The sequence below is a fragment of the Symbiobacterium turbinis genome, assembly GCF_055383075.1.
This window is the reverse complement of sequence record NZ_AP042433.1, coordinates 709,334-728,594: the sequence shown is the minus strand read 5'-3', so window position 1 is coordinate 728,594 and position 19,261 is coordinate 709,334. Positions and strand designations below refer to the sequence as shown.

Here is a 19,261-nt window from a genome sequence, read left to right as displayed (position 1 = left end):
TCCCTTCACCGCGTCAGGAACGGTGGGTACTCCGGAATCTCGCCGGCCAGGTGGCGGCCCAGCAGACGCGCCTGGACCTCGAGTACGCGACGGTAGCTGATGGTATACCCGAACACCGGGTGTGTGATTAGCGTGTCCATTCGGCGCCCGTACGCCGCGAGAAAGCGTTTGCGTCCCTCAGGCTTCAGCGCGCAGGCGGGGCCGCGTTGCACAAAGTCCGCCGGGGTGATCTCCCCGTTGTTCACAACACTCAGCACCACCGAGTCGGCGATCAAAGGTCTGAACTCCTCCATCAAGTCAAGTGCCAGGGCGGGCCGGCCATACCGGGGTGTATGTAGGAACCCCAGATAGGGGTCGAACCCCACTGCTTGGAGGATTACCGTCAGATCTTTCACGAGAAGGGCATAGGCGAAGGACAGGAGCGCGTTGACGGGGTCTCGGGGCGGCCGCCGATTACGACTCCCGAAATCAAACGGCAGAGAATCGCCGGACCGCGGGCGCAGCATAGAAGGAAACTCACCGAAGTACACTCGTGCCGCGAGCCCCTCGAGCCCCAAGAGTTGCCCGGGATCGTCGGCCTGTCGAACCCGTTCCGCCAGTTCGCTCAGCTGTTGGAGTGCCTCCGGTTGCACGCCCTGGCCGTTGCGCCGGAGGAGCGTTCGGCAATTGCGGATCTTGGCCTCGATGAACCGCCGGCCGAGTGTCAGCGCACGTGCGGGATCCGCACTGGCTGCATACTGGAGTTGTCGCATGACCACGTTGCGGTGGCCCATCCCGTGCGTAAAGCCGTAGAACCAACCCCCATGGCTGAAATAGCAGATCGGAACGTCGCGTTCACACAGCTCGCGGACCAGTTGGGTGGTTACCTGCACGTTTCCGAATACGCAGAGCTGTGACACATCCAACAGGCGGACTTCCTCAATCACCTGATGCCGCTCACGGACCACCAGCCGGTTTCCCAGCTTGGTAACTGTAGTCCCCTGCGCCTGTACGTATACCGGCAGGGCCAGGTCGCGGGCGGGAACCATGCGCCGCGGCTCCTCCTGATGTAAGCCGCCTGTTTTCAGATACACGGTTTCGTCAGGTAGACAGATACCAACCAGTGAACAGCGGGGGCACTTGGGGGAGTCGACCAGCGGCGGCGGGACCACCCCGCTGACTGCCGTGGCCCGGGCTTCCGCCGCCAGGGCCAGCGTTCGCCGAACAAGCGAATCATCGATCGGTACCTCCACCCGCCGCCGGGAACCAGCGTAATAGAGAATGCCGCGATCGCACCGGTAACCGTGTTCACGCAGAAGAAGGGCCTGGGCACAGAGCTGTACACGGTCCGCCTCCCAAGAACTCTCTGGGGTGTCCGGCACTTCCCCACGCTTGTAATCCACCGGAATGGCGCACGAACCGTCTGCTTCAACCAGATCGATACGGGCGATCAATCCCAGTGACTCGGAGGAAAGCATCACTGACCGGGCGACGACGGGGTCGTCGCCGCCCGTGGCCTCTGCCTCGGGGAGTCTCCCCTGTTCCTCGTCCACTCGACGGTGGTAGAGGCGGCCCTCTTCCGTGTCAGCGCTCTCCGCCCACTCTGCCTGCACCCATTCCAGATAGAACAGTCTGGGGCAGTAGACGAACTCATTCAGCATGCGGGCCGGAAGCAGGTCAGGTACCGCCGAACTCACACGATCACCGGGCGGAACTGACCCAACCCATAATGGCAGGCATATCCAAGAGCGAGGGGACCGCGAACTGGCGCCGCGAAGTACAGGCGCAGGCCGAACGCCATGCCGGTGGCCGGCCCACCGCCAGTTTCCCGCCACCGGCGAAACTGAATCCAGCGGAGGGTACGGCTGCCCCGCTCCAGATAGGGTACACGCTCCACACGCACCAATTCAGGCAACGACGGATCCGCCGCTCGGCGCAGGGCCCACTCGCGCCGGACCTGGTCTTCCGGTCCGTCCCGCTGCTCCCCGAGCTCCGTCAGCTTTGGAACGCCCGTGCGGGTTCGTTTGGGGAAGCGCGTCAGCACATAGGGCGTCTCGGACTCCCAGACCGCAGAGCACCCCACAACGCCGGGATTCGCCCCCAGTTCGCCCGCTGACCAGTAGCCTTCCAATAGCAGCTCGAGTTCTTGCTCGTGCCAGTTACGGAAAAGACGCATGCCGCGCAGCACCGCACGGGCCTCGGCAAGGTCAAGGCCGGCCGGAATCCAGATGGAGAGATGGTCGATCCGACCATCAGCGTCGCGATCCTCCGCTAGGAAGTGCGCGTGCTGGTGTTGCACATTCGCCGGGAGGTCATGACCCGTCAACACCGGGGAAGGCGTTTCCCCCTTCGTCTGGCTAACCACCTTGAGCACAGCCCGGCGCGCCAGCTCACCGATCCGCAGGGCGTCGGTGAGCGGGGGCAGCGGCTTGCCGCTCAGTGCGAACCGGATCAGATGAACGGGCGGCGCGGCAGCCGGCAGCGGCCGCGGAACCGGATCGGTCCACACCGCCCCGAACGGGCGGGCATAGGTCACCCACCTGCTGCCTGCCGGCACCAACCGGTTCGAGCTGCGCATGGCCCCGGTATCAACCAGCAGTGCGCGGAGCAGTTCCATGGGGGTGTCGGTATCGGCCGGAGCAAGCACCTCCACCAGTTCAGCGTCTGCCGGTATGGATCTGTCGGATGCCACAGGCACGCAGTTCGGAGAGTCAGGGTCCTCCACCAGCCGGGCCTCGGCCCAGGATTCCGCCCTTCCGAAGTACGTCAGGCCGGCCAGAATCGCGCTCAGCAAGTCACGCTCGGCTTCGCTCAGAACCTGCCCCGGCCAAGAGAACACCACTTCGGCACGCGGGTCCAGCGCCAGGAAGCTGTCGAAAACGAGGGTCCGGTCGCGCGGCCCCTTCTTGAACCAGGGCATCCAGTGCCGGCTCATGCCTGGACAGGCCGGGGGCAGCATCACGTGCGGAGGCGCCGCGAGCCGCCACATCAACTCCGCCAACCGTTCGTCCGGAAGTTCGGGCATGGTGCGCTTCGCGGTGGCCACCAGCGCCCGCAGGAGCCGCCAGGGGGAGGGCGGCCACTCGGGAACCCCTTCATTCACATGGTGCCCCCAGGGCGTGGCGTGAAAGCGGCCGGCCAGGAAGCGCAGTGCAACGGCCGTCATGCCTCCTTCTTCGCTGCCTTCCGCCGCGATTTCTCCGGCTCCCCCTGGATGACGGTGACCCGCGGCTCGCGCCACAGCGGGACCCGTTCGATCAACGCCGGCAACTGCTCTTCCAGTGCCTGCACCGATGGCAGTTCGGTGAGCGCATCTGCGGTCAGCGGGCCGGCGGTAAGATCGCAGGCCGTGCGCAGACGCAGTCCCACCTGCAGGAACCGCTGGATCTTCCACAGTGCGAGTGCGATCAGGAGTTCCTCGGCCTCGGGGCCCAACCGGTATGAACGCAGGGTCGCCAGGTCCAGATTGAAGAAGGCCGTAATCTCCCGCGCGACATACTCCGTGCGGTGATACGGAACGTTCCCATAGCCCGCCGCCGCGTCCCCGCTCGGGTTGATACGGTCGTTCTTCACGCCTCCACTCTCCACGGGGAACACGTCTGTCGCCTCGATAAAGCCCGATGGCAGCCGCTGCAGTCGGATCCTCCCGCCGGCGATCTCCTTGTTCGCCAGGAACACGCCGTGCAGCACGCTGTTGGGGTCGTACCGGAAAATGACCCGTGCCGCGTGCCGCAGGTCGACAGGGGCCTCCTCTTCCACCACCAGTTCCGTCTTCAGTGTCTCAAAGAAAGCGCCACCCGAGCCCTCCAGGATGTACGGCGAATTGATGCGGTGCGCCTCGAGGAGCGAGTTGGTGAGGTGCTTGCCGTTCCGCTCCACCCGCACGTAGGGCAGCCCGCGCAGCGGCTGCACCAGTTCGTCTGCATCCGGATCCCAGCAGACCGCTTCAAGCCGGTTGGCCACCGACTGCACGGATTCGACCAGCAGCTTGTCCACGATTCGCCATTCGCCGTTTTCCGCCCGCACCGGGACCTTGTAGGTAGCCGGCCCCAGGTCAGCAAAACCGGTGGGCTGGAACCGCTCGCCCTGCACGGGGCGGAGAGGAGCCTGCATGAGAAGGCGAGGGGCATGAGCCAGCGTCGCGGTCAGATTCACACCAGATCCCTTCCTTTCTTCGCCTTAACGCTTTCGGGCAAGACCAGATCGAGCAGGGGTTGAGCGCTCTCGATGGGCAGCAGCAGCGCAGCCGCCAGCCGGAGGGGCGATCCGGCAGGTGGTTTGAGGTGCACGTACTGCCGGGTGCGGAATCCGATGGGCGTAAGGCCCACCGCGTGCAGGCGGCGCGCAGCCAGGTCGAGGGGCCGCTCCATGTCGCCGGCACGCAGCCGGACCAACACTTCCAGGGGAAGGCGCAGTGTCAGTTGCTGACCTTCGAGTTGATCCGGCCGCAGGGGTTCGGGCATACAGAGGGGCTTCAGAAGGGCATAGGCACGGTTGAGCATCGGTTCGCGCTTCATTCCCGCAGAGCGGAACGATTCGTGCTGCCAGTCGATCAGGGACAGGGCCGGAAGCAGCCGCAGAATGCGTCCGTCGTCCACCCGCCCCTCCAGGAACTGGTCGACGTGGTCCAGAGAGAGCGGTCTCTTCGCCCGGATGGGCACGCACTGCAGGCCACCTTGGTCGTCGTCCGGCTGCGCGGGCAGCGCTCCCTCCCTGGCGGGTACCTGCGGCACCCGGCGCTGCCCCACTGTCATCAGGCGGCGGTGCAGCATCGTCACGAGGTCCGGCAGGAGATGGGTGAGGGTGACATCACGATCCGCCGGGTCCAGCCAGACGAGCCTTCCCCGGTCCTCGGCGACTGGCAGCCAGTGGAACCACAGGGGACCGGCCGCCGGATCCAGAATGGATGCCAGGGCAGCCGCAATGGCAAACTCAGGCGACCCATCGTCAGTGGCCTCGATCCACCGGGAGGAAACCCGGGGGATCGGAGGAACGCGTTCCTGCAGCTTCCGGCTCCGGCTCACCACCATCTCCGCCTCGGCCAGGGCAACGAGCACCTCGAGCAGTGCTCTGCGTTCCTCCCGCTGGGCATAGGCGAACACTGCTCTTTCCGCTCTCCGCACCGCCTGGCCCAGGGCATGGGGCGCATCCGCAGACACGGAGCGCACTTGGTTGAGCCAACCTTCCACCTCGTCCACCAGGCGGATCAACGGCCGGACCTGCACCCGGATCCGACCCAGCGGAACGGCGAGGTGCGACTTGCCGTACCACTGGAGTACACCGTAGCGCTGAAACTCGTCCACCATCCGGTCAACGCCGAGCGAAACCACCGCCCGCACGAAGTCCAGGCCGTTGCGGGCCTGCCTTCGCCCCACCTCCGCGCGGCCCTCCGCGAAGAGTTGGCGAACTGCGCCCCAGGTGGCGGGTCGCCGCCACAGCGGTAGCCAGATCTCGGCCCGGGCCTTGTCCTCATCGGCGTCGCTCAGGCTTCCGGCGCCTGCTGCTACGGCACTCACCGTGAAGGGGAGCGAAGCCTTGCCGGTGCTGTCGGTTCCCATGCGGCGAGTGACCGAAGCAGCCAGGACCAGCGCCCCTTCGATCATCAGAATGTACTCCCACGGGTTGACCATGGAGTCGCCTTCCATGCCCGCCGTGGCGTTGGGGCCGCCCACGCCGCCTGGATGGAACTGGCCAGTGGCCGCCCGGACGAGGGGAACGTCTCTGGTCCGGAAGAGTGCCGCCCTGAGCCATGCTTCGCTCTGCTCCCGCGACGGACCCTGTCCCTTGCGCGGCCGGCGCCCGGGAGGCGCCCAGTCGTCACCGAACGGCATCACATCGGCCAGGCGCTGCATGAAGTTCGAACTGAAATCGAGATTTCCGTCGTTGCCACCGGTGCCCAGAATGGGGGCGAACTGCGGCTTATCGGCGGTGAGGACGGCCACGGCGTCCAGCCAGTCCAGCGCCTCGTCGGGCAGAGTGGCCCTGAGCAGACGCAGGAGGCGGGCTTTCATGGCATCTTTCGGCGCGGCCTCGAGCCCGAGTGAGGCGGCCGCCTTCCGGGCTGCGCGGATGGCCTCACGGTAAAGAGCCAGACGCGGGGTCGTGGAAGCTTCTACCCTTTCCAGCGCCTCGCCGGCCGCCCGCTGGTCCCAAAAACCGCCACCACCGTTCCATGGGGCGATAACCGGGGTGGGCCGGTACTGGTCAAGGAAGAAGTTGACGAGTTCCTCAGCGCTGAGGGGTGCCTCCAGGTACAGCTCATCTCCGATCCAGCACGCCCGAACAGTGGCCCCCTCCAACTGGTTTCCCAGGATGCGCAGGACGCCCGCTCCCTTCAGGTAGTGGCTCAAAGGCTCGGGGCGGCAACCGGAAAGGCGAGTTCGATAGACAGCTTGCACAGCGTTCACCCCCTTTCGGCTTCGTTATCGGCCGTACGTGCGCTCGCCCGCTGGTCTGCCGCGCGCAGCACGGCTTCCAGGTAGGCCAGTCGGAACGGTCCGAGGTCAGGTCGGTCGCGCAGGGCAACTGCCTGCTCGGTCCAGGCCGGCCTGTCGCCGGCCAGATAGGTTGCGGTAATGTCGAGGGTGCCGCCCGGGTAACGATGCCCGCCGCCCAGGTCAACGGGAGGCAATACGTCCCCTTGCGTAATGCCCATCACCCGCTGCCCGCCTTCGTCCAGCCGCTCATCGGGCAGGCTGCGAATGCTGAGCCGGACCCGCCCGTGGTGAGCGCCGATCAGGTAGGCGGGCAGGAAACGATCGGGGTGCACATCGCAGAACGCCAGGGCGCTCGCCAGCTCGTGCCGGAAGCCGCGAATGCGGTGCTTCAAACCGCGTTTCTCTGTCTTGGCCCACAGGACGGGTTTGTCCAGGAGTTCCGCTGGAAGGCCTTCCCGCATCGTTTCCTGGAAAATCTCGTGTCCCTTGCCGCAATCATGCCAGCGAGCTGCCGCGAGCAGGTCTTCGGCCACAGGCGCCAACCAGGGAAGGTGATCAAGCAACTCACGCAGGACGGCAACCACCTCGTCGGTGTGCGCAGCGATGCTCTGCGGGTGACCGGTGCCCGACATCGGATCCCCACCGTATCCTTCCGGCGCCTCACCGGAGGACACCGGTACCAGCGGCACGGGCCCTCGCGCGTTGGGATCCCAACCCGTCAGAGGATCGTAGCCGCCCGCTGCGGCCGGTACCATCAGAATGGCCCCGGGGCGAATGTCCCTGGCTCCCGCCTGCCGCCAGCGGTCCATCAGGTGATCATAAACCCAGGCTGTCCCTTCCCCCTTGCGGCGCAACCACTCACGTACCGCCACTACCGGAGCCTGACAGAGCTCAGCCCTGTCAGGCGCTGGCTGGTCCTGCCGGGAGGCGTCATCTCGCCAGTTGCGCCAAAACAGGTAAAGGTCGTGCTCATCTCCTTCCCGGATAAAGCGCGAGACGTCGATGTCGTTGCCCAGGAGATCGGCAGTGGTGTCGAAGAGGTCGATGAGGTCGCGACGGCGCAGAACGTCCACCTCAGGACGCCACGGAGAGACAGGTGGAAGGTTGGCTGGGGCGACAGAACGACGCTCCAGGCGCACAAGGTGGCCGCGGGCTTCCTCAAGCTCCTCGGCGGTGTACGGTCTGGGCCGCTCCGACACATCTACCCAGAGCACCGTGGCCTCGGAACAGGTGCCCTTGCGATTGCACCGGCCGAAGCGCTGAACGAGGGAAGACCACGGAGCCAGTTCGGTAATGAGCGTTCGTGCGTCCAAATCCATCCCCGCCTCCACCGTTTGCGTCGCCGCGATGATGCGGCCGGCCGGAGGCATGGGTGCCGAGAGGCGGGCCAGCTGCGCTGTCCGTTCCGGGAGCCGGAAACGGGAGTGCAGCAGCACCAGATCGGCCTGGCTCCTGCCCTCAAGCTCGCGGAAGACCTGGGTGGCCCGCTCAACGGTGTTGCAGATCACCAGTGTCAGGGTCCCGGCCTGGTGGTGTTCCAGAACGGACTTGGCCAGCCTGCCCGCGTAGCCTTTGTCCGTCACACTGCCGGTGTCGAGCCGGACCAGGCGCTTTGGTGCCTGAAGCCGTTCGGCCAGTTCTTCGGCCTCGTCGGGCTTTAGTTCAAAGACGGCTTCCGGGACAGGGTGATCTACCGTGCCAAGCCACTCGGGCTGCAGGGTCGCCGACATCCAGATCGTCCGGGCCGGGCCGAAGGTGCCCAGCTTGCTGCGGAAGGCCTGGAGCTGAGCGGAGGTCTCGAGACCCACCCCGAACAACTGCACCTCGTCCATGACCCAGAGCACATCGTTATTGAGCAGACCGAAGGCGATGGGCCAGCGGTAACGACTCATGGCGTATCCCCGATTCAAGGCGCGGCTCCCCAGCATATCGATCGTCCCGATGAGAATAGCCTCGCGCTCAGGGTAGAGGTGCCAACCTTCCTCGATTTCGCCGCCCATCATCGTGTAAACCGGAATGTCCAGCCTGAGTGACTTGGCAACGGCCACAGTCTGCTCCACAAGATTGCGTGCTGGCAGACAGTACACCAGGCGTCGGGGCGTAGCATCCCGGATTGCTGGATCGGGGTGGTACAGCCGACGCCAGGCCCACGCGAGCAACACCGCCCAGGTCTTGCCGACCCCAGTGGGGAGACGGACCAGTGCTGGTAACTCCGGGACCTCGGCTAGGCGACACTGGTACCTGAATGGATGATTACCGCCAGTCATGTAGGTAAAGAAATCCCAATAGCTGGACCACGCCATCACCTTACCTCCTCTACACGGTCTGGCGTTGGGCGGGCTGAGCGGTTCCAAAGGTCAGGCAAGCAGTACCCAAGGTGGGCTTATCCTTATTGTAACGTTGACCAGTGACAACAGTCTGTCACTCGCAGTCCCCTGATGGAAATGCGCTGCTCTGTGGGCAGATACACGCGATACATGTCCTTCAAAGAGCTCTCTCTACTTTCTAGTCCAATGATCCTGAAGTCATTGTCAAGCAACCACGATGAGGTGATATACTAATAGACGCTGCGAGCTTCGGCTTACTTGAAGCAGGATGATTGGCCTAGCGAATGGCGTGCTTGATCTCGACGCCATTCATATCCGAAGCTCGCAGCGACTTCCGTTCTTGGACTGCAAAACAGGAGACCCGATCTGCGGGCCTCCTGTTTTCATTGGCGAACCCCAAACACCCCGCCATCATGCCCTTGACGGTCATCTTCCACTGAAGCGTGGCCGCCATCCACCCCCAGGTCACCGGGGCGTCCTTCGCAGGTCGGCGAAGAAGGCCGGGTCCCGCTTCGCCACGAGGGGCGCGTCCCGAATCACCACCGGCTCACGGGCCCTCGGGGGGACGAGCATCAGCCCCATGATCGCCCGGTGGTCGATGCGGCTCTCCGTCGTCACGTTGCCGTCCACCCCCTCAGGCCGGCCGGCGATAATAAGAGTTGGCGCGGTAGAGGGGCTGTCCCAATGTTTCTGCTTGGGACAGCCCCCGTTTCCTGTTTGTGTTCGCGTGGACACCAGGGTTGTTCCGGTTGGCCGGTGATGTGGGAATGCTTTGCACTGCTTGCACTGTGGGTTCGGGGCTGCATCGCGCGGCCGCTGCGCTTCTAGCTCAAGTTTCGCGTGAATAACCCGCACTCCGTACAATGGAAACCCATTGAAAAAGCATCAGTCTGAACCAATGATACATGGTGGGATTTGCCCCTCTTAAACCACCATGTGGAGGTTCGACTGATGCAGTCTCATGGTACGACGCCCGAAGTCACTGCGCAAGCCATCAAATCCACCACCCGGCATGGTTTTCTTGTCGCTCTTGGTTGGGTAGCGCAAAGGCTGAACCTGGTTGACGTGTTGAACCGGCACCTGCGGATCAATCAGAAGACCTACACCCATACGCCGGTCGACAAGGTAGTCGAGGCGTTGGTTGCCATTCTCGGCAACTGCCGCTACATGAAGGACCTGAACTTCGATCCCGAGCCGCTGGTCGCCGACCCTGCCGTAGCTCAAGCCTGGGGGCAGGAACGCTTTGCTCACTTCTCCACCGTCTGTGCGACCTTTAGCAAACCAAACTATGTCATCTTGGATGCTGAGGGCTATAATGGAGCACCGAGCAGCGCTCAGCAGTGGAGGGATTTCACCAACGGTTGGGCTGCTGGCCTCGCAACGTACGATGTGCTGAAGAACAGGGTCGCATTCTACTGCAACCAGTGGGAGTACCAGACCTACTCGCTCTCGTCTCTCAGCCTGCCAGCCTTCGTAGCCATCAGCCCGATCCTCAACAACGAGCCGTTCGTTTCCGGGAGCAACATCAAAGGTTTCTGCGCATATTACGCCGAGTGCCCGTTGAAGCCGTATGTTGACAAGATCGAAAGCTGGGGCAAGCCCTACAATACCGTTCAGATGAGCAACAGGGGTCTGCCCACGTGTGGCCCCCGGTCCACCTAAGTTGCACCAAATATTACGTACCGCCACCCGGGATGTTCCCATCCGCGGGTGGCGGTCGATTACTTCGGTCGATTACTTTGGACGTTCGATTGCGTCGAGCCAGGAATTTCCGCCATCGTCACTGCGTAGAATGGCAGTCTTCCTATGCTCGCTATCACTCACGACCAGCCAGCCTGTTTTCGTATCCACAAACGAAATATCAACTGTCGGCTTGCGAGGGTCGCCAATGGGGATCTTATCGCTTGCGACAGGTGCTTCTCCAATGGTGACGCGTACCACCTCCAGGTGGCCAGCAGCCGGTGAGTAGACCGCCACCCAGGCAGTGTCGGCCCACGCATCAAAAGCGACCGGATACCCACCGGGGCCTTGCGGAGCCCCTGGCGCTTCCACCTCAAACGGCCACGGCCAGTCACCGATCAGTTGAGGTATCCAAGTCTGGCCCGCATCAGTTGTGCTGTAGAGGACATAGGGCTCCTGGGATCCGGCGCCCTGACCAAGAGAGAACAGAACCCAGCCGGCGTTCTCCGTTGTAAAACGCACAAAGGTGTGGCCCAGCCACTTGTCGGGTTCAGGAAGCGTGAGTTGCGCGCTCCACGATTTCCCGCCATTGCGGGTGTGCCAGATCTTTCCCTCCCCAGCTGCCCATCCTTCTTCCTCACTTACAAAGTCCAGGTCGGCAAGAGCAAGAGGCGAGCCGATCCTGTCCCAGGTCGTGCCACCGTCTCGACTGACGAGAAGGCCGTTTGCATCGGTTGCGACCACATGACCCGGACTTACGAAATCAACGGCCCGCAGCGACACTCCTGGAATCTCTGCCGTGACCCAGTCCTTTCCGCCGTCTTTCGTGCTAAGAACGGTAGATGCCTGTGTAAGGGCCAAGCCGTTTTGAAAATCCAGAAACTCCACCCGGATGACCGGGGCCTGGCTGGGGAGCTGATGGGTCCATGTCCTGCCACCATCTTCGGTGTACCAGATCCCGTCCGTAGCACCGATCCAGCCATGGGTTTCGTTCACAAAAGCAGTTGCAGTGGGGACCGATGGAATGAAGGCATTCCTATACTCGTTCTTCTCTCCAGAGACATCGTCTCTTGCTCGGCTGCACCCCGCAAACATGAGTGTTAACATCACGGCAAGTAACAGCCTTGCGATCCTGACCACAGTTATACCCTCCCTCACTCCTCTTTCAGATAAGACTAACGACAGATCTGACGGAAACGTTACACACGGCAGACCTCACTCCAACTGTCACCAAATGAAAGTGTCACGGCCGGACGAAATTTCACCCATGTAGGCCGACTGAAATTTCCCCACCCCTTGCAGCAAGGCTGGAATCACCTCCTTACAGGCACGCGTAGATGTCTACCTAGCGCTCAGGGTCACGGTGGGCAGACGGGTAAGGCGCAAAGAGACCTGCTCGCTTCTTCTCTTTCAACCTGATGTAGACACCGCCCCTTGCCAGGGATTCGGTGTCTCTGATTCGGTGGGGCGGTGGAATTTTCATTCGGCTCTAGCTCAAGTTTCGCGTGAATAACCCGCACTCCGTACAATGGAAACCCATTGAAAAAGCATCAGTCAGAACCAATGATACATGGTGGGAGTTGCCCCTCGTAAACCACCATGTGGAGGTTCGACTGATGCAGTCTCATGGTACGACGCCCGAAGTCACTGCGCAAGCCATCAAATCCACCACCCGGCATGGTTTTCTTGTCGCTCTTGGTTGGGTAGCTCAAAGGCTCAACCTGGTTGAGATCCTGAATCGGCACCTGCGCATCAAGCAGAAGACCTACGCCCACACGCCGGTTGACAAGGTGGTCGAGGCGTTGGTTGCCATTCTCGGCAACTGTCGCTACATGAAGGATCTCAACTTCGACCCTGAGCCGCTGGTTGCCGATCCTGCCGTAGCTCAAGCCTGGGGGCAGGAACGCTTTGCTCACTTTTCCACCGTCTGTGCGACCTTCAGCAAGCTGACGGAGGAGAACGTTCAGCAGCTTTCCGACGCACTCGCTGAGATCCAGGCCCCGCTGCTTCAGCAGGAGGTGGCTGCCGTAGCAGGTCCAGACCGCTCCGGAATGGTCATCGTCGACATTGACCTCACCGGCCAGAAGGTTCGGGGCGAGACCAGGTGTTGTTGCCCGCGCTATTTGGCAGTGACTTGACTGGCGACAGTGTCGTTCGTCAACTGACGCGTTGGTTTGTCGCCAGGATCGGGGGCGGCCGGCCAGCCGGCCGCCCCTGCTGAGCTTAGAACAGTGTAGCTTGTACACTTCCGGATGCGACCCGTTTGCTTGGGCTGCGGTGAATCCGTGCCGTCCTCCGGCACTCCGTGAGTGCCTGGCGGCTCCTGGCGAGGAATGCACGAAGATCTCGGGCGCTGGCGAACTCCAGCTCGACGGCACCAGCCGTTCCATCCCGGAGCACGAGTACGTAACGTGCGTGCGTCCGGCAGTCCGGCTCACAATCGAAGTAGACCTCAACCGTAAACTGAGGCAGCACGGTCACTCGCAGTGAGGCCAGCACGAGTCATCCCTCCATTACCACGGGCTGCTGCCCTTGGCGGTCTGCAGATCCTGCAGCTCAAACAGAACCCGGTCGACATTGGCCTCGTCCACAAAGCGCTGTTCACGGGAGCAGGCGTCCAGCAGGCAGTTGGTGCAGAGTGTGTTAATGACCCGGGGAAGCCCGCGGGACTCGGCGGCGATCTTCTGCAGCGCCTGTTCCGAGAAGATGTCGTGGTCGACGCCCGTCCGGCGCAGATGGTGCCGGATGTACGCGACGCTTTCTTCCTCGCTCAGCGGCCCCAGATGGTACCGCACCTGAACGCGCTGGGCGATGGCTTCGAAGGTGCGCAGGCGGAGCATGCCGCGCAGTTCGGACTGGCCCACCAGCAGAAAGGTCATGGGACAGGCCGAATCCAAGTGGAAGTTGAGCAGGAACCGCACCTCCTGCAGCATGGCCTGCGGCAGCAGATGGGCCTCGTCCAAGACGATGACGGGCTGCAGCCCGTGCAGCCGGTAGCCGTCCAGGATGGTCTGCTCAAACAGCCGGCGGGCCTCTCGGCTCAGGAAGTGGTAGGGTGCGGCGACACCGAGCTGGGTGAGCACGTCGCGGTAAAAGGCCGTGGGCGTGAGCTTGGAGTCGGCGATGTAGACAAACGGATTCCGGCTGCGATCCAGCAGGTCGTACAGGGTACGGATCGCAGTGGTCTTGCCGGATCCCACCTCACCGGTGATGAGGCCGAACGCCCGGTGGCGCACGCAGTACTGGAGCCTGGCCAGCAGCTCCTGGTGCTGTGCACACGGAAACAGGTCGGCGGTCGGGATCTCCTTGCTGAAGGGCAGGACGCGAAAGCCAAAGAACTCGGCCAGCACTCAGTTCTGGCCCCCCTTCGGTTGCGTCAGCCGGGTGTAGGCGGTCTCACCCAGCCGCCTCCGCCTTTCGGTGTCATGCTGCTTCTTGGCCAGCGTGAGGAAGTTCAGGCCGGTCTTGGGTGCTGCTGCAGCTGGTTCGGCTGCGGGGGATACCGACCGGTGCCGGGTACGGTGCAGCTTTAGCGGGACGGCGTCGGCAAAGCGCTTCCCCTCGTGCCAGACCTGGATCTGGCTGAGGTCGTACGGGTCGTAGCGAAGCGTGATCTTCCGGCGGGCCAGGGCCGGGTCGACCTCGTATTGGTTGCGGTAGAGCGAAAAGCAGCCCGTCTGGTCCACCACGCGCTCCTCCTCCCAGAGGAAGACCTCACGGAGTGCACTGGGGTCAATTCGCCGCAGCGGCTCCGTGTCGCTCTCAAACCGCTGCCGCGGCGTCTGCTTGGTCACGCCGTGCACCCGGTTGTGGTACGCCACCTCCAGCCAGGCCCAGAACAGCTCGTTGAGCTGCTCCAGGGTCGCAAGCTGGCCGGCGGCGATGAGTTGCTGTGCCTCCGGCAGAAAGCTCTTCTGTACGGTAAGGAAGAAACGCTCGATCTTCCCTCGCCCCTGCGGTCGATATGGCCGGGAATGGGTGAGGCGGATGCCCAGCCGGCCGCAGATGCGCGCCAGGTGCCGGGCGGAATAGATCGCCCCGTTGTCCACGTAGATACGCCGGGGGAGACCGTAGCGCAGGATGGTGCGTTTCAGGCAGTCCTCCAGGCGGGGCAGTTTCTCCTCCCAGTACATCTGCCCGTAGACGATGCGGCTGTAGTCGTCGATGAAGGCGATGAGGTAGACCTTGCGGGTCTTGCCGGGCCTGTCCGGATGCGGCAGGTTCAGGAGATGACACACGTCGCCCTGCCAGCAGTCGTTGCGGTGGGCCGCTTCAAAGCGCCGGAAGGTCGCCCTGCGCTTGCGGCTGAGCATAGCCTTGCGGCTGTAGCCCGCCCGCACCAGATGCTGCGACAGGGTGGATCGCCGGAGCAGCCCCGGTGGAACTACGCCGGCCTTCTCCAGGGTGTCAATGATCTGCTGCACGCTGCGCTCCGGCACTTCCCGCCTGGCAGCGATGGCGTGCTCCAGAATCTCCGGTGTGATGACACGGCCCTTGCGGGCGTCGTCCCGCACCTTGGGTTTCAGCCCGTCGAAGCCGGCCTGCCGGTAGGCGGCGATCCAACGCTCCAAGGTGCGAACGCTGACCCGGGTCTTGTCGCTGTGCGGAATCTGGTGGTGCTGGCGGGCGATTTGCTGCAGAATCCGCCGCCGTTCGAGCCGGGTCACATCCTCCGCCACAACCGGTGCGATGAGCTGCCACCGAAAAGCGGCAATCTCGTCGCGCTGCTGTTCGTCCATGGTGAGTCCCTCCCTTGCCAGGTTGGCGCCATTGTGGCACGCCAGCCTGCGGGAAGGCGACGGACAGACTCTGTGGTGTGCTAGAGGGAAGCCGTGCCTTCACCCAGCCGGTTCAGCGCAGCAAACACTCCGCCGTGTTCCTCCGGCCGCCGCCCCATCTGACGGCGGTACCAGTCCCCCACATCCAGCAGGAAGTGGAGCGCGGCGTCCGGACCTTCCCGCCGGGGGGTGAGGGCATCGAGGTCTGTGTCCGGCCAGAAGCGCAGAACCCGTTCGGCAAGGTACTGGCTCCACTCTCCGGCCAGCGCTCTCGCCCTGACAAGCCAACGTCTGAGCGTCTTTTCCGAGAGCCAGCTGACCGTCGGGCTGCTCAGTCGCCGGGCCAGGGTGCTCCAGGGCAGCCCCCGCCGCACCCGCCCGCGAACCACGGCTTCTCGCACCAGCGTGATGAATCGGGCGTACGGTTTCAGAAAGTCAGGCAAGATGGCGCACGTCTTACGGCACCCTGGACACCACCAGCGGTAAATCGGGATGTACGCCTTCTGGTGCGCAGTAAAGACCCAGCGCCAGTACCGCCCATGCCGCCGCATTCGACCACCGCAACCTGGGCAGTGCAGGGGCAGGTCCGGCCCGCAAGTGCCATATTTGCGAAGATAGGTCTGGACGTTCTGGCCCAGGGGAAGTAAGATACACATACACAGGTGCACTCCGCCCTGTGGGGAGAGCCTGCCCAGGTGGACGGCCAAGTCACAGGCCTGGGCAGGCTCTCATATTTGTCCCCTGTCGTACGAAAACGGAGAGGACAGCCCCTCTCCTGATAATTCTATCTTCAATATTCTCTGTCCTACACAAGCGCACCATGCTCAGCACATGTTGACAAATAATCTGGGCAACAACAACCAGGCAGTACACCGGTACCGACTTCGGCTACATCCAGGGGAAGTTGGCCCGAGGCTATCAGATCGCAGCCGCCTTCCTCAGCGGGAAGCAGCAGCGCTTTGCCATCGACGGCCTTCTCAAGTCCGGCAAGGCCAACAGCCGTTCCGGCGCCTGCCTGCTCGAACTGATTCCCAGGATCGAAGCCCGGATTGGTCGTCCCCTGCGGCGAGTCGAATGGGTCGAGGCATGCCTGGCTCAGCAGAAGGCTCGGGTCAGGCAGCTGTATCAGCAACTGCAGACGGTATCAGGCAAGGGCAGCGCCCGCCGGAAGCAGAAGCTGCAGCGTGAGTTCCAGGAGGAGGTTCAGCACCTCCGTGAAGTGAACCAGCGACTCCGGCAGTACCGGCAGGAGAATCGGACGAACCTGGCTCCCCTCCGTATTCTGCTGCGAGCTGACAGCGCCTTTGGCACGCCGGAAGTGATCCAGCGCCTGCTGGAACTGGGGTATGAGTTCACCATCAAGTCCTACTCCGGGAGCAACGTCGCCTACAAGCACCTCTTCGACGCTGTACCGGCAGAGAACTGGGTTGAAGTCGAGAAGAACCGGTTTGCCTCCGAAGCCGTTACCGTACCTGGCCCCACTTTGCTCGCACCGCATCCGGTGCGACTGGTCGCCATGCGCCGCTGGGACGCCGATGGCCGGGAGGTCCGCAGCGTCATCCTGACTACGCTCCAGCCTGAGGAGCTCACCACGACAGAGGTCGTCAAGCTCTACCATGGACGGCAGACCATCGAAGCCGGGTTCCAGGAGTGGAAGGGAACGTTCCACTTTGGTACTCCTCGGCTGCGGAAGTATGAGGCCAACGCCGCCTTCACGCAGCTGGTCTTGTTCGCCTTCAACCTGGTGCGCTGGGCTTGGCGGTTTCTGAGCACGAACTCGCCCAAACTGGCCGAGGCGGGGAGTCGACTCTTGGTACGAGTAGCGGCCCGGTGCCGAGCAACCATTCGGTGCCTCGGCGACACGCTGCGGTTGGTGTTCAGCCGGGGTACTCCCCTGGCTGGAGCTGAGATTACCCTGAACCGGGCCACTCCCTACCCATACGCCCTTTTAACACCACGAATGTCGAGTTGTTCGCGTGAAACTTGAGCTAGACAGAGCCACGGCCTTTCAGCAGTGGATACCGGGTAGCGGTTGGTCTTGACCTCGCGCAGGTTCTGGCTTGAATGGAGCCACGGCTGTTCAGCCGTGGATACCAGCAGCGAGCTGGTGGGCCCGCCTCCGGCGGGCTGGCTTCAATGGAGCCACGGCTGTTCAGCCGTGGATACGACGCCTCCGCTCTCAGTTCGCCCCGCTCCCGTGATCGCTTCAATGGAGCCACGGCTGTTCAGCCGTGGATACAGTTGGCGTGGGAGTGCCGATCATCGGCTTCGATCTCGCTTCAATGGAGCCACGGCTGTTCAGCCGTGGATACTCCGGCTCCCTGCTTCTGGCGGAGGGGCGGATCCGCAGGCTTCAATGGAGCCACGGCTGTTCAGCCGTGGATACTCGTACTCCCTGCCAGCCCAGTGTTCACATTTCCGGGGCTTCAATGGAGCCACGGCTGTTCAGCCGTGGATACAGCGCCCACCTGGAGCCCTTGTGCCACAAGGCTTTCCGGACCCATTTTCGAGCGGTCCCAAGCAGCGCCCCAAAATCGACCTGATATTTCCTTCTCCGCCACCTCTCAAATCCCCTCTGCCTTACAGCCACAAGGGTTTCGAGCGGTTCCCGGGTGGTGCCGCATCACCCCGCCGCTCGAAACACACCCAGGGCACTGTACATCGGCAAGATGACGGCGCAGCCCGATCACATCTCCTCCACCCGCGCCCCCAGGCTGCGCAGGTCGTCGAAGAAGGCCGGGTACGACTTCGCCACGTGGTGCGCGTCCCGGATCACCACCGGTTCCCGGGCCCGCAGCGACACGATCGTCAGCCCCATGATCACCCGGTGGTCGATGCGGCTCTCCGCCGTCACGCCGCCCTCCACCCCTTCGGGCCGGCCGGTGATGATCAGCTTGTCCCGCTCCTCTTCCACCCGGGCGCCGAGCTTGTTCAGCTCGGCGCGGTAGTCGGAGATGCGGTCGCACTCCTTGTAGCGCAGATTCTCTACATTATAAAAAACCGTCTCCCCCTCCGCGAGCACGGCGGCGGCGGTGAGGGCCAGCACGGCGTCGGTGAAGGGATCCCCGTCGAACCGGCCGCCCCGGAGGGGCCTGCCCCCCCGGATCCGCACCTGCCGTCCGTCGTGGGCGATGTCCGCCCCCATCGCCGCCAGCACGTCGATCGCCTGCCGCTCCCCCTGCTCGTCCCGGAAGAGCCGGGGAATGGTCACGTCAGAGGGCACCACCGCGGCCGCAGCCATGAGGGCGGCCGCGCCCGGGTAGTCGCCGGGCACCGTGTACTCCCGGGGCTGGTACCGCTGTCCGCCGGGGATGTAGAGCCGGCGCAGATCGTCGCTGGCCTCCACCCGGATCCCCGCCTCCCGCAGCACCTGCAGCGTCTGGCGGATGGGCGGGCGGGACTTCATGTCGCCCGTGACCTCGATGGTGACATCCTCGCCGATCAGGGGGGCGGCAAACAGGAGCGCCGACGTGTACTGGCTGGAGACGGCGCCGCTCACCCGCACGGTGCCTCCCCGCAGCCGGCCGCCGGGCCTCCGTGCCCCGGCCGCAGAGCCACCCGTGCGGATCGTGATCGGCAGCTTCCCGTCCCGGCTCTCCACCTCGGCCCCGAGCTGTGCCAGGGCGTCCAGCAGGTCGGCCTGGGGCCGCTTGCCCAGCGACTCGGCGTAGTCGGTGACGAACGTGACCTCATCCAGGGTGGCGGCGCAGACCGCCATCAGGAACCGCAGGACCGCCCCGGCGTTGCCGGGGTTCAGGACCCCAGGGCTGCGGGGACGGGCGCCGAAGCCCCGGACCCGCAGGTGCTCGCCCTCGGGGGTCAGCACCGCCCCCAGGTCGGTGAGGCAGCGCTTCAGGGCCGCGGCGTCCTCGCTCTCGGCCGGGTAGCGGATCAGCGACTCGCCCTCCGCCAGCGCGGCGGCGAGCAGGTAGCGCGTCATGTAGTTCTTGGAGGACGGCGGGTTGACGACGCCCTCCAGCCGGCTGGCCGGGTATACCCTGACGTCCATCCCATCACTCCCTGTTGCCGGCTTCTCGACGTCACCGGCCCGGCGCCCCGT

12 protein-coding genes, 2 pseudogenes and 1 CRISPR repeat array are annotated in these 19,261 nt (G+C 63.9%); of the genes and pseudogenes, 3 read left to right on the top strand and 11 right to left on the bottom strand.

Going from position 1 to position 19,261, the window contains the following annotated elements; genetic code table 11:
* Positions 1-5: 5 nt before the first annotated feature.
* From cas4g/cas1g to ACZ45O_RS03365, 6 genes are all read right to left on the bottom strand, one after another.
* A complete protein-coding gene (gene cas4g/cas1g / locus ACZ45O_RS03390) occupies positions 6-1,676 on the bottom strand; it encodes a CRISPR-associated endonuclease Cas4g/Cas1g (RefSeq protein WP_464855552.1) in 1,671 nt (556 codons plus the stop codon).
* A complete protein-coding gene (gene csb2, locus ACZ45O_RS03385) occupies positions 1,673-3,145 on the bottom strand; it encodes a type I-G CRISPR-associated protein Csb2 (RefSeq protein ID WP_464855550.1) in 1,473 nt (490 codons plus the stop codon). The genes cas4g/cas1g and csb2 overlap by 4 nt, the downstream gene beginning before the upstream one ends.
* Entirely contained in the window at positions 3,142-4,134 is a 993-nt protein-coding gene (gene cas7g, locus ACZ45O_RS03380; RefSeq protein WP_464855548.1) for a type I-G CRISPR-associated RAMP protein Csb1/Cas7g, read from the bottom strand. The genes csb2 and cas7g overlap by 4 nt, the downstream gene beginning before the upstream one ends.
* Positions 4,131-6,377, bottom strand: coding sequence for a type I-G CRISPR-associated protein Cas8g1/Csx17 (gene cas8g1 / locus ACZ45O_RS03375; protein ID WP_464855547.1), 2,247 nt, complete (start codon positions 6,375-6,377; stop codon positions 4,131-4,133). The genes cas7g and cas8g1 overlap by 4 nt, the downstream gene beginning before the upstream one ends.
* Before the next feature lie 5 nt (positions 6,378-6,382).
* Positions 6,383-8,719 (bottom strand): type I-G CRISPR-associated helicase/endonuclease Cas3g, encoded by a 2,337-nt coding sequence (gene cas3g, locus ACZ45O_RS03370; RefSeq protein WP_464855546.1) that lies wholly within the window; start codon positions 8,717-8,719, stop codon positions 6,383-6,385.
* 489 nt (positions 8,720-9,208) lie between these two features.
* The gene (locus ACZ45O_RS03365) at positions 9,209-9,361 is read right to left on the bottom strand and encodes a hypothetical protein (RefSeq protein WP_464855545.1); all 153 of its coding nucleotides are present in this window, start codon (positions 9,359-9,361) and stop codon (positions 9,209-9,211) included.
* Between the two features lie 333 nt (positions 9,362-9,694).
* Between ACZ45O_RS03365 and ACZ45O_RS03360 the strand changes: the two are divergent.
* Positions 9,695-10,024, top strand: a pseudogene (locus ACZ45O_RS03360) (transposase); the annotation flags it as partial.
* A 453-nt stretch (positions 10,025-10,477) separates the two neighbouring features.
* On the opposite strand, the gene ACZ45O_RS03355 reads toward ACZ45O_RS03360, so the two are convergent.
* A complete protein-coding gene (locus ACZ45O_RS03355) occupies positions 10,478-11,563 on the bottom strand; it encodes a WD40/YVTN/BNR-like repeat-containing protein (RefSeq protein ID WP_464855544.1) in 1,086 nt (361 codons plus the stop codon).
* 476 nt (positions 11,564-12,039) lie between these two features.
* On the opposite strand from ACZ45O_RS03355, the pseudogene ACZ45O_RS03350 reads away from it, so the two are divergent.
* Positions 12,040-12,528: pseudogene (locus ACZ45O_RS03350) on the top strand (transposase); the annotation flags it as partial.
* A gap of 408 nt (positions 12,529-12,936) precedes the next feature.
* Here the strand turns inward: ACZ45O_RS03350 and ACZ45O_RS03345 are convergent.
* From ACZ45O_RS03345 to ACZ45O_RS03335, 3 genes are all read right to left on the bottom strand, one after another.
* Positions 12,937-13,773 (bottom strand): ExeA family protein, encoded by an 837-nt coding sequence (locus ACZ45O_RS03345; RefSeq protein WP_464855543.1) that lies wholly within the window; start codon positions 13,771-13,773, stop codon positions 12,937-12,939.
* On the bottom strand, positions 13,774-15,162 hold the full coding sequence (locus ACZ45O_RS03340; RefSeq protein WP_464855542.1) for a transposase: 1,389 nt from the start codon (positions 15,160-15,162) through the stop codon (positions 13,774-13,776).
* A gap of 80 nt (positions 15,163-15,242) precedes the next feature.
* The gene (locus tag ACZ45O_RS03335) at positions 15,243-15,857 is read right to left on the bottom strand and encodes a DUF6431 domain-containing protein (RefSeq protein ID WP_083765873.1); all 615 of its coding nucleotides are present in this window, start codon (positions 15,855-15,857) and stop codon (positions 15,243-15,245) included.
* A gap of 248 nt (positions 15,858-16,105) precedes the next feature.
* Here ACZ45O_RS03335 and ACZ45O_RS03330 point away from each other — a divergent pair, with 248 nt between their 5' ends.
* Positions 16,106-17,188, top strand: coding sequence for a transposase (locus tag ACZ45O_RS03330; protein WP_464855541.1), 1,083 nt, complete (start codon positions 16,106-16,108; stop codon positions 17,186-17,188).
* A 71-nt stretch (positions 17,189-17,259) separates the two neighbouring features.
* Positions 17,260-17,660: a CRISPR direct-repeat array (repeat unit 36 nt; unit sequence GCTTCAATGGAGCCACGGCTGTTCAGCCGTGGATAC).
* Between the two features lie 227 nt (positions 17,661-17,887).
* Here the strand turns inward: ACZ45O_RS03330 and aroA are convergent.
* Positions 17,888-19,210 carry a 3-phosphoshikimate 1-carboxyvinyltransferase gene (gene aroA, locus ACZ45O_RS03325; protein WP_464855540.1) on the bottom strand — a complete coding sequence of 441 codons (1,323 nt, stop codon included), beginning with the start codon at positions 19,208-19,210 and terminating at the stop codon, positions 17,888-17,890.
* Positions 19,211-19,261 lie beyond the last annotated feature (51 nt).

Coding starts and splice junctions, on each gene's coding strand:
- csb2 (WP_464855550.1), bottom strand. CDS start 3,145: ATGACGGCCGTTGCACTGCGCTTCCTGGCCGGCCGCTTTCACGCCACG.
- ACZ45O_RS03335 (WP_083765873.1), bottom strand. CDS start 15,857: ATGTGTATCTTACTTCCCCTGGGCCAGAACGTCCAGACCTATCTTCGC.
- ACZ45O_RS03340 (WP_464855542.1), bottom strand. CDS start 15,162: ATGGACGAACAGCAGCGCGACGAGATTGCCGCTTTTCGGTGGCAGCTC.
- aroA (WP_464855540.1), bottom strand. CDS start 19,210: ATGGACGTCAGGGTATACCCGGCCAGCCGGCTGGAGGGCGTCGTCAAC.
- cas3g (WP_464855546.1), bottom strand. CDS start 8,719: ATGGCGTGGTCCAGCTATTGGGATTTCTTTACCTACATGACTGGCGGT.